The sequence below is a fragment of the Paenibacillus agaridevorans genome (assembly GCF_018604145.1).
Lineage (GTDB): Bacteria > Bacillota > Bacilli > Paenibacillales > Paenibacillaceae > Pristimantibacillus > Pristimantibacillus agaridevorans.
This window is the reverse complement of sequence record NZ_CP075889.1, coordinates 4,616,782-4,635,491: the sequence shown is the minus strand read 5'-3', so window position 1 is coordinate 4,635,491 and position 18,710 is coordinate 4,616,782. Positions and strand designations below refer to the sequence as shown.

Below are 18,710 nucleotides of genomic sequence, written 5' to 3'. Positions count from 1 at the left end.
TGCATGCCCCCCATCACGGCAACAGGCAATTATTTCACTTGTCCTAACGTAAGGGAGGCAAACCATTGTTGGAATGGCTGCCTTTCATTATATACTTGTTCATGGTTCACTCAACAGATAATCACTCTATAAATATTTGAATGCTTTACGATTTAACGGACTCCTGAGTTTTCTGTCTGTCGCACTGGGTCAGTCCCTGGTCTGCCTTCAAGGCATCCGACACTTTGGTCCAGTTGTTCGCCTGATCCAGAATAAATTTATACAGGGTCTTCATGTTCGCCTGCCTCAGCCCACGGTAATCGGCCAGCGGGCCTAGCCCTTCCTTCCAATGTGCCAGTTTGAACTGAAGACGGGCTTGCTGCTGTGCGTAATCCGGGTCTCCGAACAGGTTTCGCTCCTCATAAGGGTCGTTGCGGAGATCGTAGAGCTCTCCTTCCACGAGCGGCTGATCAAAGAATGCAGAATATTTCAGATAATGGTCCCCGTACAGTTTCTCGTGAATGGATTCCTGCTCCGGATATACCGTCAGCTTGAAGTCATGGTCTCGAATCATAAGTGCAGGCTCTACGTGGATGGATCCACAGAAGTACTGGCTGTGCGCTTCGGTCCGGTGGACCGTGCGCTCTCCCCGGCAAACCGGCATGAGGCTCATGCCTTGAACCTCTTCCGGAATTTCAATGCCGGCTGCGTCCAGTACGGTCGGCAGCAGGTCAATGATCTCGGCAAACGTATCCAGGCGAAGGCCGGAATTATAATTCTTCGGCAGCTTGACCAGCAGCGGGATGCGGACAACCGGCTCATACATATGGCCCCATTTCTCGATAAAGCCGTGCTCTCCCATCATCGATCCGTGGTCGGAGGTGAAAATTATGAGCGCATCGTCATACAACTCAAGCTCCTTCAGGCGGTCAATTACTTTGCCGATGCGGTCATCCACATGGGTTACAAGACCGTAGTAACTGGCCAGACTCTTCCGGTAATCCTCTTCATTCAGCTTGTCAAAGCCACGCACCTTGTGAAAATAGCGCTGCGTAATCGGTTTGTCAGCCAACGTGCGCCCGGCATTCTGGGGCAGCGGCAGCTCCTCCGGGTTGTAGATTTCCGAATAAGGCTTCGTCGGCATGTATGGCGTATGCGGATCCAGAAGCGACAGGTAATGGAAGATTGGTTTCTCATCGGTCTGAATACGGTCCATTCGTTGAATATAGTCCGCAGTCAGGCGAGAGCATGAAGTCTGATCCGGGTGCGTAGGGCTCTCGCCGTGAATGACTAACGGAATATCACCCTCATTCTTCTTGAAGGTGGCGTTCTTGCGGACCTCTGGGTCCTGAATGCCGAGGAAGCTGGTGTACGGGTCCGGATATCCAAACTTAAATTCATCAAAACCACATTCCTCTGGGGTCCGGTGGACATGCAGCTTGCCGTACATCGTTGTGGTATAGCCGTTCTTGCGAAGCAGGTCAGGCAGAGGCTTCTCATCCTCTACCATCCGCATAGCATTGTCCAGCACACCGTTGCTGAGCGGATTGCGTCCTGTCATCATGCTAGCTCTCGCAGGCACACACATCGGACAGTTCGTATAGGCATTCTCAAATATGACGGAATCCTGGGCCAGCTCGTCAAGATGAGGAGTCTGAACTACAGAATTCCCCATAAATCCCAGGCTGTCAGCCCTGAGCTCATCGCACATCAGAAAGAATACATGCGGTCTGGTATTTGTCGTCAATGGAATCACTCCTTTAATCATGATAGATCTTCAACGATAACGGACGTATAAATTAACCATACTCGACCTTTTATATATAGTCAACAAATTTATAAATAAATTATAATCTTGAATCTCTGTATAATCAGTTGACATTTGAAAACGCTTTTATTATTATATATATACATTATTATTTTATATTTAGATTTACCAGAAATGAAGTCAGACAACCTTCTTTCTGGTCATTACATGGATCATTTCTACCTTTCAAATCTTCACGGATATAACAACTTCAATATCGAGGACCCTGTGTTTACAAGATCGCTGGAACGAATTTATAATATGATGAATGTTGACCAAAGCATGCCGACCCATGCGAGTAAGGTCACCTTCAAGATTAATCCTCTTGCCTTATGAATGGATAAAACGGCATGAATATCCAGGGAGGCTGGGTGCCACCTTGGGCGGCGAAAAAAGGAGAAGTTTCCGCGGGATTGGAAGCTAGGGGTAGCACAGTTTCCGGTGGACAGCGGGGAGATGACCAAGAACTAGAGCAGTGTTTAAACGATTTCGGTATCTCGCCGACCTCGGCAAATCCTGAACCTGCACTGGACATTGCCGTAGAGTTGAGCAGGCTGATTCAGAACATCAAGTCCCGGGGGGACAAAACGATTCAGGAGAAGTAAGATACACACAGATACCCTATCCAGTGCGGCTTTTTTGCACTGGATAGAGGTATTTATGCCATGACTTCAGAGAAGAGGTGAGATGGAAGGTGCGATTTGCCAGGCTGAAGAAATTAAAGAACATTTCACTATTTTACAAATACCTAATTTCCTATGCCTTGTTGTTGATCCTTCCTGTTATCGTCATCGGACTTTTTGTGAATCATTTTATTGTTTCCACGCTTCAAACGCAGGTGCAGCAGACGAACCGGGCAATGCTTGAGCAGGTGAGGGACACGATGGATGGCCAATTGGCTGAGATGAGGAATATTGCTATTCAACTATCCGTGCAGCGTGAATTTGATCCCGAGAGGCTGAGCAGTAATTATTCCATTTATGAGGCAAAGGACAAAATCAGCTTGTATGCGGAAGCCAATGCCTTCTTCTCGGAGGTAGTGTATAAAGCTAGAAATCAGGACATGCTGATCTCTTCCAAAAGTACGTATCTTTCCGTCGTGTTCTATAACATGTTTCTGAGCCAGCACCTGACCTATGATCAATACTTGCGGCTGCTGGAGTCGGATGTGCCCACGGTAAATGCTGCAAACGCCAGCCAGTCTCTGGAGCCGTATCTCTCGGATCGTTATTTGAGCTATGCCATTCCTGTCCCGGCATTCGGTTCCACCAGCAAGAACAAGGGAACGCTGTTATTTCTGATCAAGGAGAAGAAGGTCAAGCAAATGTTCTCGTCCTTCTTGCCTTATCGGAAAAGTAATGTGTATCTTATAGATGGCCAGGGACAGTTGGTAGCTTCTCTTGTCGATACTGGAAGTGTACCGTACGGCCTCTTAGACGTGAAATCGGAAAGCAGTGAAATTCGAAAGTTAGATGGAGATCAATACTATGTATCTAAGGTGATCTCGACTTCTTCCGGCTGGACCTATGTGACGGTTGTTTCGGAAACCGAGCTGATGAAGCCCATAGAACAGATGCAACTGAAGGCTGGAATTGCGCTGGCTCTCATACTTGTTGTCGGCTCCAGTATCATTTATATCAATATGAACGTTCACTATCATCCGCTTCGCAAGCTGATTGATGTGGTGGACAGCAAGCTTCATCTTGCAAATGTTAAAAGCCCTTCCGGAGGCCTGGAGAAGCTTCGCTCTGCCTTCGATTATATGAGCGACCGTAGCCACACGCTGGAATCGCAGATAGAGCGCGGACGCCCAGCGATGCGACAGCAACTGCTAAACCAACTGCTGTCGGGACAGATCCGGGAGTGGTCCGAGTTCAAGGAACTGGGGACCCCCCTCGGCATAACCCTGCAGACCGACCAGTACCGGGTGGTCTGTCTCCAGGCCCATCAAGGCGCAGAATTGAGCTTGATTCGGGAACAGCTTCCCGCTTTATGGAGGTCTGTAGTGCCGCACTTCATCGAGCTGTATTCCATTGATACGATTCAGCCCGAGCAGTGGATATGGATCCAGTCCTGTCCGCCGGAATCCGGCGGCGGCGAAAGCTGGAACGAGTGGCATCAGAAGTTGAAGGAGTCGACCGGCCTTACTTGGACTATCGGGGTCGGGGAGGCAGTAGAGGATTTGACGCTGTTGCCGAAGTCTTACATCAGTGCAACGACGGCGCTGCAATATCGGCTTATTCTAGGGAATGATCGTGTAATTTTGCCGCACCAACTGAATCAGGAGCATCAAAAGCTGCCGGTTTATTCCGCGCAGCAGTTCCAGACGTTGCCCATGGTCCTGCGCGACCATGATACTGACAAGGTGAAGCAGCATATCAAGCAGCTGCTGGAACACATTCATAGCAGCAGCTCATCGCTGCTGTCGGCAAAGTACATTTATTTTGATCTCATTAATACGCAGGTTAAGGCAGCAGCCGAGGCCGGTGCGGAGAGAGGCATGTCTGTAGAGTATCCTGACGTCATCGCATTAACCTCATGCACCTCCTATCAGCAAATGGATGAGATTGTCTGGAACACGTTTGAACAAATCCGGCCGTTGTTGATGAAGGAAGCTCCTGTTGAGCAGGACCGCATTCTGCTGCAGGAGATGATTGAGCTTCTGCAAGAGAAATATGCCGATCCGCAGTTCAGCATCCAGAGCATGTCCAGCTATTTCTCTCAATCCATCTCCTCACTGTCGCGTTATTTCAAAGAGCAGACCGGCCAGACGATATCGGAGCATCTTCATGCCATACGGATCAACAAAGCAAAAAGGCTGCTGATCGACACCGACTTGTCGATCGCTATAATCGTGCAAAAAATCGGCTACAGCGATCCTTCGAGCTTTATCCGCAAATTTAAAGCCGAGGTTCAACTGACGCCGGGAGAGTATCGGAAACGACTGCAGCAGAATGAGGACAAGAAGTAAGGCAGGTTGCTCTAAGTAAGCCCGGAAACCCTTGCTATATAAGGGTTTCCGGGCTTTATATATTTCGCATACCGCTCTGAATTTGGCTGATTGCGCACTTTATAAGGTGGTTGGTAATATAAATTGCATTACGGTGAAAGCGCTTGAAACCACAATCAACATTTTGAAAGAACGGGAGGGAAAGCTTTGCTGAAGCAATGGAAAAGGCACTATGAACTATACTTACTGCTGTTTCCAACACTGATTTATTTCGCCATTTTTGAATATGGCCCCATTTACGGCTTGCAAATTGCCTTTAAGAATTTCCTGCCTTTCAAGGGGATTGCAGACAGCCCCTGGGTCGGATTCGAGAACTTCCAGCGGTTCTTTGAGAATTACAAGTTCTGGGAAATTCTCTTGAACACGCTGACAATCAGCTTATATGAGCTGGCGTTATTCCCGATTCCGGTCATTCTCGCGCTGCTTATTAACCAGTTGACGAGCCAGCGCTTCAAGAAGCTGGTCCAGACCGTAACGTATGCGCCGCATTTTATCTCCACTGTGGTCATTGTTGGGATGCTGTATTTGTTCCTGTCGCCTACCAGTGGTGTCATCAACCATATGCTGATGGGCCTTGGTATTGAAAGCCAATATTTTATGGCAAAGGCTGAATGGTTCGCATCCATCTTCGTCTGGTCCGGTGTGTGGCAGAACGCAGGCTGGGGCACAATTATATACCTAGCGGCCCTAACCGCCATTAGCCCGGAGCTGCATGAATCTGCTGTCGTAGACGGCGCCAGCAAATTAAAGCGCATTCTTCATATTGATTTGCCGGGCATCATGCCTACGGTCATTGTCCTGCTTATTCTGAATATCGGCAGCTTTATGTCCGTCGGCTTCGAGAAGGTGTATCTGATGCAGAATCCGCTTAACATCAACTCTGCCGAAATCATTCAAACGTATGTGTACAAAAGTGGCTTGCTCAATGCACAGTACAGCTACTCTGCAGCGATCGGGATGTTTAACTCTGTCGTGAACTGTATCCTGCTTGTCGTTGTCAATCTGATCGCCAAACGCTTCGGCAAAGCGAGTCTGTGGTAGGAGGGAAAAGAGATGGACGTATTAAACAAAAGCAGGTCCGATAAGCTGTTTGATTGGTTTAATGTACTGTTGTTCTGCGGAATCCTGTTTGTGGTTATTTATCCGCTGTATTTCATTATCGTAGCATCCGTCAGCGATCCGGATCTGGTCAATTCCGGACAAATTCGCTTTCTGCCAAAGGATGTCACCTGGATCGGTTATGAACGAATATTCAACGATGATGAGATCTGGCGGGGGTATTCGAACTCTATATTATATACCTTCTTCGGGACGTTGTTCCGTGTCAGCTTGATCATTACTGGCGGTTATGCCTTGTCGCGCAAGGACCTTCCGTTCTCCGGTGTCTTGATGGTTCTGATCCTGTTTACGATGTTCTTCAACGGAGGTCTGATTCCGACGTACCTGCTGGTGAAGGAGCTCGGTATGGTCAACACCGTCTGGGCTATGATCGTTCCCGGTGCGGTCAGTGTGTATCAGCTCATTATTGTCAGAACCTTTTTCCAGAACACGATTCCTGGAGAAATGCTGGAGGCAGCGATGGTGGACGGCTGCGGCAACTTCAAGTTTTTCATAAGAATGGTTATTCCATTGTCTCTGCCGATTATTGCAGTCATGGTACTGTTTAATGCGGTGGCGCTGTGGAACTCCTACTTCCAGGCCCTGATTTATCTGAATGATGCAAGCCTGCATCCGCTGCAAATTATTCTCCGCAAAATTCTGATTGTCAGCGAAGCACAGCTGGATATGATCGATAGTTCCAACGACGCTGTGGAGGAGCAAAAGGTCGCTGGCCTTGTGAAGTACGGCATGGTCGTAGTAGCGAGCCTGCCGGTGCTCGTATTGTATCCTTTCCTGCAGCGTTATTTTGTCAAAGGTGTCATGATCGGCTCCGTTAAAGGCTAACAGAGCTTCATGAATATAAAAGCAGTATTTGAACTTATACCCTGGGAGGTCATGAAATGAAAAACAAGAAATTGTCTGTAAGCTTGAGCGCCATACTGGCTGCAGCGCTGTTGTTGAGCGCCTGTACAAGCTCCGACAGCACTCAATCAGCTTCAAAGAAGGACAACGGTAAGTCGACAGAGACAACAGAAATTCAGTTTCCCCTGGAGAAGCCGGTCAAGCTTGAAATTCTCGCAAGCACAGCGCCGCAGGTTAAGAAGAACTACAACGAAATGCAGATGTTCAAAGAACTGAACGAGATGACCAATGTTGAAGTGGAATGGACACAGGTCGGCTGGGAGCAGCTGGCGGAGAAGAAAAATATCGTCATTGCGAGCGGCGACCTTCCGGATGCATTCTACGGACGTGGAGTCCTGCTTGATCAGGAAATCGTGAAGTTGGGCAGCCAGGGGGCTATTATTCCGCTGGAGGACCTCATCGAGCAGCATGCGCCTAACCTGAAGAAGGTGTTCGAGCAGCGTCCTGATTTCAAAACGATGCTGACCGCGACGGATGGCCATATTTACTCCCTGCCAACATTTGTGGAGCGGGATTTCAACGAAATCCCTTCGGTGCTGTTCATTAACAAGAAGTGGCTGGACCAGCTCGGTCTGTCTGTCCCGACGACCATAGACGAATTTTATGATGTACTAAAGGCTTTCAAGGAGAAGGATCCGAACGGTAACGGCAAAGCAGACGAAGTTCCATTCTCCTTCCTGTTTAACAATGCACAGAACGGCTCGAACGCTCTTGCGGGATCCTTTGGAATTAAACAAGACGATCCGAGAAACAACTTATATCTGGATAACGGAGTCGTAAAATATGCACCAGAGCAGCCGGGCTACAAGTCATATCTGGAATACTTGAACAAGCTTTTTAAGGAAAAACTTGTGGATCAGGAAGTGTTCACGCATGACCAGAACACATATTTGACAAAGGTTAGAAGCAATGACGTTCCGATCGGCGCGTTCTTCGGTTACTCGCAAAGAAGCATCTTCGGCAACCTGAACGAGGATTATGTGCCTGTTCTTTCGCTGAAAGGACCGGATGGCGAGCAGGGTTGGCTGCGGATGCCGGCCGCGGTGATCAAGGGCTCTTTTGCCATCACAGCTTCTAACGAGCATCCGGAAGTGACGATGAAGTGGATGGATGCGATGTATGAAGAAATGCTGAGCTTCCAATTCGAGATTGGCCCGGTTGGCTTGACGGTGAAGGAAAATCCGGATGGTACTTTCGACAAAATGCCGATTCCGGACGGTATGAACTCGGGTGACTTCAAGCACTCGGAAGCTCCAGGTAACGGCGCAACCGTTATTGTACTGCAGGATGTGGTAGACCGCCTCATCGACGAGCAGGCTGATGAGAAGCGTGAATACTACGAAATGTATGATCCAGTTGCATCCAAGGATGTCATTCAGGATATGCTGTGGTCCGCAGAAGATGGCGAGAAGTTGGCCGCCATCAACCTTGACTTAAATGGTAAAAATGGATACTACGCAAGCACCTTCGCCAAGTTTGTCATGAATGGCTTTACCCAGGCCGATTGGGACAATCACCTGGCACAGCTGAAGAAGCTGAAGGCGGACGAATACGTAGCGCTGTACCAAAAATATTACGACGCAACGAACGGGAAGTAAATCTTTTGATTGAGCTGGACCTGGATCTGATCCAGGTCTAGCTTTCTTCTAAATTATGTATTGTAATGAAAGGGGCAAATGACATGAGTACGGATACGATCGTAAAGTTTCAACCTGTCAGGCTGGGAGAGGCTAAATTAACTGGTGGCTTCTGGGGAAATCGGGTGGATGATTATATGCACGTCATCAAGAGCATGGAAAGCTCCCTGATGCACCCGGACAATGCTGCACGCCTGATCAATTTTGGCATTGCTGCGGGGGAGATTGAAGGAAAGTTCCACGACAATGATTGGTCCGATGGAGATTGCTACAAATTTATTGAAGGTTGTGCCAATCAGTATGCAGTGTCCAAAGACCCGCAAATTTTGGAGATTCTGGACAAATACATTCCATGGATCGAAGCCTCTCAGGAGCCGGACGGATATATTAACACCCAAATCCTGCTGACAGACAAGGAGCGTTGGAAGCACCCGGCGCACCATGAGCTGTACAACATCGGCCATTTGTTTACAGCAGCTTGTTCGCTGCATGAAGCTGCAGGGGATGACCGTTTGCTTCAGGTTGCGGTACGTTGCGCAGATTATTTGTGCACGGTATTTATGCCACTGAATGCGGAACTGGGCGACTTCTGCTTCAACCCGAGCCAGATTATGGGGCTCGTGGATCTGTACCGTCTGACCGGTACCCAGCGTTATCTGGAGCTGGCGGACATATTTGTTACCATGCGCGGCACCAAGCTGGGCAACGGAGACCAGAATCAGAATCGTTTGGCTCTCCGCGAGGAATATAAGCCAGTTGGCCATGCTGTAACGGCTTCTTACCTCTACGCCGGGGCAGCGGACGTTTACGCATATACTCAGGACGAGACTCTGTTGACCGCACTGGAGAGAATCTGGAATGACATGATCACTCGGAGAATTTATATCACGGGCGGAGTATGTCCGATCTATGAAGGTGTTTCAGAACGGGGGGACCGGGTTCAGGAGGCATTCGGTGATGAGTATAACCTGCCGCACCGTATTGCTTATAACGAAACCTGTGCCAATATCGCTGCCGCCATGTGGGCGCACCGGATGCTGCATGTGACGAATAAAGCTGTTTACGGTGACTGGATGGAAAGCATTCTGTACAATGCCGGCATCTCCGGAGGAAACTTGGATATGACCCGGTACTTCTACGCGAATCCGCTGGCGCATCGGGTTCACGAGCGCATTAAGCCGACTTTCCGCCAATACGCGCATGCGCCTAATGAACGGTTTGTCACCTTCGGATGCTGGTGCTGTCCACCGCAGCTGTGGAGAACCCTGACCGGCATGCCGAAATGGATCTACTCCACATCTGAACAGGGCGTAGCGATTAACCTGTTCGCAGGCTGCGAACTAAACTCCCAGCTGGCAAACGGAGCGCCGGTGAAGCTTCGCATGGAGACGCACTATCCATGGGACCAGGAAGTGAAGATTTATATTGACCAGGCGCCTTCAGAGGGCATGAAGCTCTCCTTCCGAATTCCTGCATGGTGCACGGATGCGACCTGCAACGGCCAACCGATTCAAAGCGGCATTCATGAAGTGACGGTTCAGGTCGGGGAGGAAATTACGATTATGTTGCCGATGAAGGCACAACTGTATCAGGCGAATCCGATGGTAGAGCAAGCTAACGGAATGGTTGCTGTAAAGCGCGGACCGGTAGTATATTGCCTGGAGGGCTGTGATATCTCTGGCGAAGCAACACTGGATGAGCTGGCACTTCCTATAAACTCCACCTTCCAAGAGGTGCCGATTGCCGAGCTGCCTTATCATATGGTAGGCTTGCAGACAGAGATGGTCATCCGGCCGAAGGGCGATGCGCTGTATCATCCGCTAGTGCAGGATCAGAACAAGACCGTGACGGTCAGACTGATCCCGTATTTCTCCTGGGCGAACCGGGAAGAAAGTGACATGAGCGTCTGGTTCCCGAGAGCGTGATGGTTTCATACTAATCCTGTAACGAGGCTGCTCCCGCAAGATTCTGATATCTGGGGAGCGGCCCTTTTTTCTGCTTGCAAATGCCCATCAAAGGCACGTGATCCCCCTCTGCCGAATCTCACCTATCGGAGGTTTAGAGCTTGAGAGGCTTGGTATATCAAGTTTTTTGATACTTCGCCGTTTCGCATATGCCTCCAATTTTGGCTGATTGCAATAAGCCTGCCTTCTCTGCTATTGTGAATCACACAACGAGATGTAAGCGCTTCATGTATGACGAGGGTAATGGTAGTCAAACAAACATTTTTGGGAGGTTGTACACATGAGAAAGAAATGGTTGGTCCCCTGTGTAAGTGCAATGGCAACGATGGCGCTATTCATCAGCGGGTGTTCGGAAGGCGGCGGCACACCGACGGCTTCAGAGAATCCAAAGGCTTCGGCGGAGGCACCGTCCGCAGGTACGGAGGACAAATTCAAGTTCCCACTGGAGAAACCGATCAAGCTGAAAATTTTTGCGAATACGGCGCCGCAGGTCAAGAAGGACTATAACGACATGCAGATGTTCAAAGAGCTGAACGAGATGACCAACGTGGAAGTGGAATGGACTCAGGTCGGATGGGAGCATCTGGCCGAGAAGAAGAACATCATTATCGCGAGCGGCGACTTGCCGGATGTATTTTACGGACGGGCTGTGCTGCTGGATCAGGAGATCGTCAAGTTGGGCAGCCAGGGTGCATTGATTCCGCTGGAGGGAATGATAGAGCAGTATGCACCGAACCTTCAGAAGGTGTTTGAACAGCGCCCCGAGTTCAAGAAGATGCTTACAGCACCGGATGGCCATATTTACACGCTACCGACCTTGGTGGAAAGAGATTTCAACGAAATCGGTTCCGTACTGTACATCAACAAAAAGTGGCTGGATCAGCTCGGCCTGTCCGTTCCTGAAACGATTGATGATTTCTACAATGTACTGAAAGCGTTTAAAGAGAAGGATCCGAACGGAAACGGCAAGCCGGATGAGATTCCATTCTCCTTCCTCTTCAATAATGCTCAGAACGGGGCTAATTCTCTGGCAGGCTCTTTTGGCATCAAGCTGGATGATCCGCGCAACAACCTGTACGTGGACAATGGCACCGTTAAATATGCGCCGGAGCAGCCGGAGTACGAGAACTACATGCAGTATATGAACAAGCTGTTCAAGGAGAAGCTGATTGACCCGGAGGTCTTTACTCATGACCAGAACACGTACCTGACGAAGGTGCGCAGTGAGGATGTGCCGATCGGATCGTTCTTCACCTACTCCAACCAAGGGGTATTCGGTTCGATCAATGAGGATTATGTTCCAGTGCTGCCGCTGAAGGGAGCTAATGGCGAGCAAGGCTGGCTCCGTATGCCGGTATCGCTCAGCAAGGGAGCATTCGCAATTACGTCAAAAAACAAACACCCAGAAGTGACGCTGAAGTGGATGGATACAATGTATGAAGAAAAGCTGAGCTTCCAGTTCGAGGTAGGCCCAATTGGCCTGACCGTGAAGGAGAATCCGGACGGTACTTTTGACAAGCAGCCGGTTCCGGAGGGTATGAATTCTGGTGACTTTAAGCACTCGGAGGCACCGGGCAACGGCGCTACCGTGATGGTGCTGAAGAATATGGTAGATCGGCTGATTGATGATCAGGCGGACGAGAAGCGCGAGCATTATAAGATGTATATGCCATTTGCATCCACCGAGCTCATTCACGACATGCTGTGGTCGCTGGAAGACGGCGAGACGCTCGCCGCCATCAACCTGGACCTGAATGGCAAGAACGGCTATTATGCCAGCACCTTTGCCAAATTCGTCATGAATGGTTTCACCGATGCAGATTGGGATAATCACCTGGCCCAACTGAAGAAGCTGAGAGTGGAAGAGTATGTAGCCCTGTATCAGAAATACTATGATTCCTCGAAATAAGCATTAGTTTAGAATCAAGGAGCCATATCTTTGGCGGGTAGAGGGTAAACTCCTTTACATGCAAAGATGCGGCTTTTTCTCAACCGCTGATTGTAGATAGAACAGGGAATAGAGTGCCATAAGTTCACAAAATGTAAACGTTTTTCTAAGGAGGCCGACATGAAAAGATTATTGTCCTTATTTATGAGCCTGAGTCTCATTGCAGCACTGGTGGTTCCTCCTGCTCCGCTGCAAGCCGCCATGATTGCGGATGCGCAGCAATTAGTGGAGTTCCTCCGCACGAAGCTGGATGTAGGCGGGGATGCTTCCAAGATCAAAACGGCTGACGGTAACATGACAGCGCAGGTCAGCACCCCGGTTACGATTAACGAGACGTTTAACGTACCGGTCGGTGTGAAGCTGCAACTGTTCGTGAAGTTGGGCATTCAGGAAGAAGTTACGGTAGACGGGAAGCTGCAGGACAGCCGAGCTCTTGAATTTCGCCGGGATGGTGTTGTTGGCACCGGTATCGGCTCGGTGCTGCTGAATTCGGGGAGCAGCTACTACCAGCAAGGCATTGAGGTCGTGGGAGCGGCCGGCGTTCTGCAGCCAGGGGCCGATTCCAGCGTGAGGCTGCTGGCAAACAGCGAGCTGTACGTAACCTCCGGGACGGTCACAGTGGCGGCCGGCAAGACGGTGACGTCAGATATGTTCAAGAGGATTGAAGTTGCAGAGGGAGCGAAATTCGAAGTCAAAGGAGTAATCAATAATGATGTTGTCGTTGTAACGCCTGTCCCTACGGGATCGGATCAAGCGGTAGACAAGGCCGCGCTGGTCCAGGCGATCTCCGGAGCGATTGCCAACAAAGACGCCACGGCAGTTAGCGTGGATGGTACAGATGTGCCATCGTCCGGAAAATGGGTTACATCATCGGCTGCGGATGCCTTAATAACAGCCATTCAATCGGCCATCGGGGTCAGGGATAATGCCGCGGCCACCCAGAGTCAGGTCACGGAAGCGGAGGCTTCCCTGGCAGCAGCAGTCCAGGTATTTGATGCTGCTAAGCAGGATGGCACCCGTACGGGCCTGCCTGCGGAGATTAAGACCGCACAGGATCTTACGGACTGGCTCAGAAATGTGACCGTGAATGACACGCTGGTGAAGTTGAGTGGAAATACTGTGGAGCTTTATGAATCAATTGCGATTACCGAGCCGCTGTCCATTCCGGCGGGCGTGAAGCTGCAAAGCTTTGCCAACATGACCGTGAATGCGGCTGTGACCGTGTCGGGCACCGTTCAGGACAGCCGCACACCGGACAAGCGAGGAGCAGGGCTTGCTGGCAACGGTTCCGGTGCCGTGGTGTTCCGCACGGGAAGCAGCTACTATCAGCAAGGCACCGAGGTGGTGGGTCCGAACGGTATATTCAAGCTGGGTGCAGATTCGAGTGTAGAGATGCGGGGGAATCACCATCTGCGTATCGCTTCCGGCATTGTAACCCTGGCCAAGCCGGTTATGACGTCCGTGGTGCAGCGGATTACAGTAGCCTCAGAGGCCATATTTAACGCCTCGGCCTCCAATATTGGGGCCGGTGTTGACTATACGCCGGTTAGCGCTATCCTTGTAAGGCTGAATGAGCTGATCCAGCTGGCTGAGGCTAATATATCCTCCACGCCGGTCAGCGTGAACGGTGCCGGACTTACGTCAGATCAATACTGGGTAACGGCAGCGCATCAAGATGTATTCGCCCAGAATATTGAAGACGCGGTCATGACGAAGAACAACAGCTCGGCTACGGAGAGCGACTATCAGACTGCAGCCGCAGCGCTGGAGGCTGCAGCTCAAGCCTTTAACGATGCGAAGCAGCCAGGTGCGGTGCTGGCCGAGGAGATTGCGACGGCGGATGAGCTGCTGGAGGCAATGAACGGTCTGAACGGAGGCGCAGAGTCTGTGGCAAGACGCTTGGCTGACGAAAGAGTAGGCGAGAAGACGTTCCATGTCGTGGAAGTGTTCAAGCCGGTTACTGTTACGAAAAAACTGACCGTGCCCTCTAATGTGCGGCTGAAATTCACGGCCCAAATGACGGTTCATGCAGTCATTCAGGTAAAGGGGCAGCTGCAGGACTTCCGCGATGAAGGCTTCATTATCGGCAATGGCATTGTCGGAGCTAGCGGTATTGGGTCCGCGGTGTTCGAGCCAGGCAGTGCCATGTACATCAAGGGCAAGGGAGAGACGATCGGTGACACCGGGATGCTTCGGGTAGAGCCAAATTCCAAGCTGAGCATGTATGCGAAGAATCGCATGGAGATCACAACAGGTAAAGCGACCGTCCTGAAGCCGCTCATTACGTCGCTGACGACGGAACTGAGCGTACAGTCAGGTGCGGAGCTTACGGTGATCGGCTCCATTCCGAAGGAGATTGCCGTTCAATCCAGCGGAACCTACATTGATGCCAGCACTACGAATACCGAGTCCAAGCTTGGTATGGTTGGCGACTCGGCTGAATCCTCGGATGAAGCTGCTCTGGCGGCTGATATCCAGGACGGGCGCATCTATCTGACGGTGAAGTCGATGGAGCAGAAGAAGGTGACCGTGACCGTGAAGGCAACGGATGGCCGGACGGCGACGATTGAAGCTGATCTGAAGAACGGGGGCATTGTGTCGAAGAGTATTTTGAAATACGGCGCACTGTCCGCGGCAGAGCTAAAGGCACGCATTCAGTCCAAAATCAGCGAGCTGGAAGCCCTGATCCTAAAAGCGCAGGCCCGCCAGCTTGATACAGAGCGGGAGAAGGGGGCGGTCTGGTTCGCGAAAGAATATGACAAATATGCCGACTGGGATGAGAAGAATATTGATGTGAACAAGAAGATGTTCGGGGTTATTCCATCCTACAGCCCGGGTGGCAGGTCACCGGAGGAGCTCGCGCTGGAACTGCCGGAGTTCCAGCGTACGGAAGTCATCGCGCTGCTGGATACGTCAATTGCCGAGCTGACAGCGGTGCTGGACGGAACGGTCGTGCGGAGGCCGGTGCGGCTCGTGGATTGGGACGGCATTGAGCTGCAGGGAAGTAATTTCTACAGCGAGGGCAAGCCTGTATTCCTGCACGACTATTTCTCCAAGCCACTTGATGTGTCGAAAGACAACGCGACCCTGTACAACGACTATCTCGGCAAAATAGATGTGCCCAAATCCATCAATCCGAGCTTTGTAAGCGACGAAAATGGTACGCCGACTGCAGACAAGTACGGAGATTTACAGAACCGTCCGAGCAACAACATGGGCTATACCATCTTGTGGCATGATCCCTCTCCCGCTTGGGCCACCAGTAAGCACGGGGAGACGCTCCGTGACGGCATTACAACCTTTACGAAATACGACATTAATCACCCGGAGATCCGTTCGATCTGGAGTAATGTGCTGAAGCAGACCGGACCAATCACGAGCGGAAAGCCTTACACGGAGCTGGGATATCTGCTGGCGAACGAGCCGCACTGGTTCCTGGAGAAAGGCCACTGGGCAACACCTAAAAAAGTAAATGGCCAAGAGGGTATTTCCGACATTGCCTTGCAGCAATTCGCATCATGGCTGCAGGAGCGCCATCAGACGATCAGTGACCTGAATGCACTGTGGGGAACGAGCTATGCAAGCTTTGATGTGGCTTCGCGGAGCGTCATTCCACTGGATAAGAAGTATAAAGGAACGCCGATCGGATATGATGTCAGCTTGTTCAATATGGAGCGGGGAACGGAATGGCTGCGCTTCCTGCATGAGCAGGTGAAGAAAAATGATCCAGAAGCAAACACGCATATCAAAATTATGCCGGACCTGTTCGTTGAGGACAACCGGACACATGGCATCGACTTTGAGAAGCTCACGGAAATGGTCGATATCATCGGCGACGATGCGAAGACCCGGAAGGAGAACTTCAAGTCAACCGGACAAGCGGAGGATTGGAAGGAGCATTACTCCTATATGTGGAAAGAGCTGGCCATGTCCTACGACTTTATGTCCTCGGTCAGCCCGGAGAAGGCCCATATAAACTCAGAGGTGCATTTCCTGTCTACCGTCGCTTACCGGGATCTGTATATGAAGCCGGAATATGTACGCAACACATACTGGCTTGCCACTCTGCTCGGTATGGATGCAGGCTTTACATGGTTCTGGGGACGAAATCCGGATGGCTCGATTGAGAATCGTCTGATGACCACCTCGGTGCAGGGGCTGCTGGAGTCATATCCGGGAACCGTTGCTCAGCAGCCACGGGTAGCGAATGAGCTGAGCAAGACGATGATGGACCTGAACGCTTTCTCCGAGGAGATTGTGAAGTTCCAGGAGCAGCGCAAGCCAGTGCGTATCTTCTACTCTGAAACTGCGGCAATCAATGATACGCATTATATGGAGGATCAATTTGAGCTGTACGAAGCCTTGTACTTCAGCGGTGTGCCGGTCGGGTTTGTGACCGCAAGCATACTGGAGAAGCAGCCGCATTCCAACTGGGATGCCGTGGTGATCCGCAAGACCGAGGAAGTCACTGACGCTGAATTTGCCGCGCTGCAGTCTTATTTAAATCAGGGAGGAACGGTCATTACAGATGCCGGCAGCTTGAAGGCGACCGAGTACAAGAAGCCGCGCACAGCCGCATTAACCCAAGGAAGCGGTGTGCTTCTCAAGCCGGTGGACGAATCAGCTGTGAACATGGCAGAGCAGGCGTTTGGCGTGCTTGAGCAGAAAGACAGCCTTTCTCCGGTCAACCTGATGGAGACCAACGGATCGAGTCAGCGCGGGGCTATGTGGCGTGTAGTACCGTATGGCGACGACCGATATATGATGACGATTGTGAACCTTGGCAAGCATGAGGCTTCGCTGAAGGCAGCGATGGCCGACAACCAATCATTCACAGTGAGAGACATGATGACAGGCCAAAGCCTCGGTACGTCCTGGACACTGAAGCCGGAAGGAGTCATGCTACTGGAGCTTCAGGCGGTACCAGCAGGAGGCGGAAGTCCGGCCCCGGACAATAGCGGACCGGTAAAACAGCCTTCCGCTCCAGTTAAAGTGACAGCGGACACCATTAAGAACGGTGTCGCGCGCTCCAAGCTCTCTGGCAGCCTGCTGCAAAGTGCAGTGGAACAGGCTGTAAACGGCACGGTGCGTATTCAGGTAGAGGTGCCGGCAGCCGTGAATGAAATACAGCTTCAGCTTCCCGCTTCAAGCGTGAGCGCTGCAGGTAAGGCGCAGATCAAGAAGCTGACGATCGATACCGGCCTCGCTGTCGTCTCGATCCCGCTGTCCATGCTGCAGAAGGACTTGGGCTCTAACGCCCAAAATGTAGAGATCACGGTGAAGAAGACCTCCGTGAAGCTGGACAGCGAGAAGACACGGGCCGTGGTAAAAGACAATCCTGTCTATGACTTCACACTGTCCGTAGACGGGACGGCGATCAGCCATTTCGGCAACAGACATACCGTGGAGTTGCAGTTGCCTTATACGCTGAAGGCTGGCGCTAAGCCGAAGTACATTGTTGCCTATTACATTAACGACAAGAGCGAGCTGGAGGTGGTTAAGAACAGCCGCTATGACGAGAAGTCAGGAATGCTTATATTCCATGTGAAGCATTTCAGCTACTATACGGTAGCTGCAGCAAGCGTCAGCTTCAAGGACCTGGCGACTGTTCCATGGGCTGAGGAGAGCATTCTGTCTCTGGCAGCGCGGGACATCGTGCAGGGTACTGGCGCTGGAGCCTTCCAGCCAGTGAAGCAAGTGAGCCGCGCCCAGTTTGTTCAAATGCTCGTCAACGCCTTTGAGCTTGGCTCTGGCGAGCCTGCGGTCTCTACTTTCAAAGACGTGGAACAGGAAGCATGGTACAGCGGGGCACTCGGCACAGCACAGGCGCTTGGAATCATTTCCGGCAAGCCGGATGGCAACTTCGGTGTTCATGACTCCATAACGAGACAGGAAATGGCGGTCATGGTGCATCGCTTGCTGGAAGCAGAGCGTATTTCACTGCCTGCAGGCACAGGCTCTTTACAAGCCTTCAAGGATGAACAGCTGATATCCGGCTATGCTGCAGCCAGCGTAAAGGCTTTGCAGACCTCCGGCTTGCTGGAGGGCTCGAGCAACGGACGATTTGGTCCGAAGGATCTCACGACGCGGGCCCAGGCAGCTGTGCTGCTGGAGCGTCTGCTTGAGCTTCAATAAATAAGGCATTAAACCGTATTTGCAAGGCACAGGGAACCAACACAAATCAAAGGAAAGGAAAGAAGCCGCTCCTGAACAGAGCGTGCTTCTTTTCCTGCATGCCCTAAAGTTACTACATTAATAATTTTAGAAAATACAAAAAATGTATTTACTTAACAACTCATGTAAAATAATATAAATGTGAAATTAAATTTTAAATTTAAACGGA

General features: G+C 50.9%; 8 protein-coding genes. 7 read left to right on the top strand and 1 reads right to left on the bottom strand.

Features of this window, described 5'->3' with window-relative positions:
- Positions 1-145: 145 nt before the first annotated feature.
- Positions 146-1,735 carry a sulfatase family protein gene (locus KJW29_RS18955; RefSeq protein ID WP_214631204.1) on the bottom strand — a complete coding sequence of 530 codons (1,590 nt, stop codon included), beginning with the start codon at positions 1,733-1,735 and terminating at the stop codon, positions 146-148.
- A gap of 745 nt (positions 1,736-2,480) precedes the next feature.
- Between KJW29_RS18955 and KJW29_RS18950 the strand changes: the two genes are divergently transcribed.
- From KJW29_RS18950 to KJW29_RS18920, 7 genes are all read left to right on the top strand, one after another.
- Positions 2,481-4,757, top strand: a complete 2,277-nt coding sequence (locus tag KJW29_RS18950; RefSeq protein WP_214625741.1) for a helix-turn-helix domain-containing protein — start codon at positions 2,481-2,483, stop codon at positions 4,755-4,757.
- 186 nt (positions 4,758-4,943) lie between these two features.
- Complete coding sequence (locus KJW29_RS18945) at positions 4,944-5,837, top strand: ABC transporter permease (RefSeq protein ID WP_087569007.1); 894 nt, start codon at positions 4,944-4,946, stop codon at positions 5,835-5,837.
- A gap of 12 nt (positions 5,838-5,849) precedes the next feature.
- A complete protein-coding gene (locus KJW29_RS18940) occupies positions 5,850-6,740 on the top strand; it encodes a carbohydrate ABC transporter permease (RefSeq protein ID WP_214625740.1) in 891 nt (296 codons plus the stop codon).
- A 56-nt stretch (positions 6,741-6,796) separates the two neighbouring features.
- Entirely contained in the window at positions 6,797-8,416 is a 1,620-nt protein-coding gene (locus KJW29_RS18935; RefSeq protein WP_214625739.1) for an extracellular solute-binding protein, read from the top strand.
- Between the two features lie 83 nt (positions 8,417-8,499).
- A complete protein-coding gene (locus tag KJW29_RS18930; protein ID WP_214625738.1) occupies positions 8,500-10,380 on the top strand; it encodes a glycoside hydrolase family 127 protein in 1,881 nt (626 codons plus the stop codon).
- Positions 10,381-10,699: 319 nt separating this feature from the next.
- Positions 10,700-12,328 (top strand): extracellular solute-binding protein, encoded by a 1,629-nt coding sequence (locus KJW29_RS18925; protein WP_087569003.1) that lies wholly within the window; start codon positions 10,700-10,702, stop codon positions 12,326-12,328.
- 159 nt (positions 12,329-12,487) lie between these two features.
- Positions 12,488-18,502, top strand: a complete 6,015-nt coding sequence (locus KJW29_RS18920; protein WP_214625737.1) for an S-layer homology domain-containing protein — start codon at positions 12,488-12,490, stop codon at positions 18,500-18,502.
- Positions 18,503-18,710: the final 208 nt, after the last annotated feature.

Bases quoted from the DNA above. Each gene is read 5' to 3' on its own strand.
- KJW29_RS18940 (WP_214625740.1), top strand. From the start codon at position 5,850: ATGGACGTATTAAACAAAAGCAGGTCCGATAAGCTGTTTGATTGGTTT.
- KJW29_RS18920 (WP_214625737.1), top strand. From the start codon at position 12,488: ATGAAAAGATTATTGTCCTTATTTATGAGCCTGAGTCTCATTGCAGCA.
- KJW29_RS18925 (WP_087569003.1), top strand. From the start codon at position 10,700: ATGAGAAAGAAATGGTTGGTCCCCTGTGTAAGTGCAATGGCAACGATG.
- KJW29_RS18930 (WP_214625738.1), top strand. From the start codon at position 8,500: ATGAGTACGGATACGATCGTAAAGTTTCAACCTGTCAGGCTGGGAGAG.
- KJW29_RS18935 (WP_214625739.1), top strand. From the start codon at position 6,797: ATGAAAAACAAGAAATTGTCTGTAAGCTTGAGCGCCATACTGGCTGCA.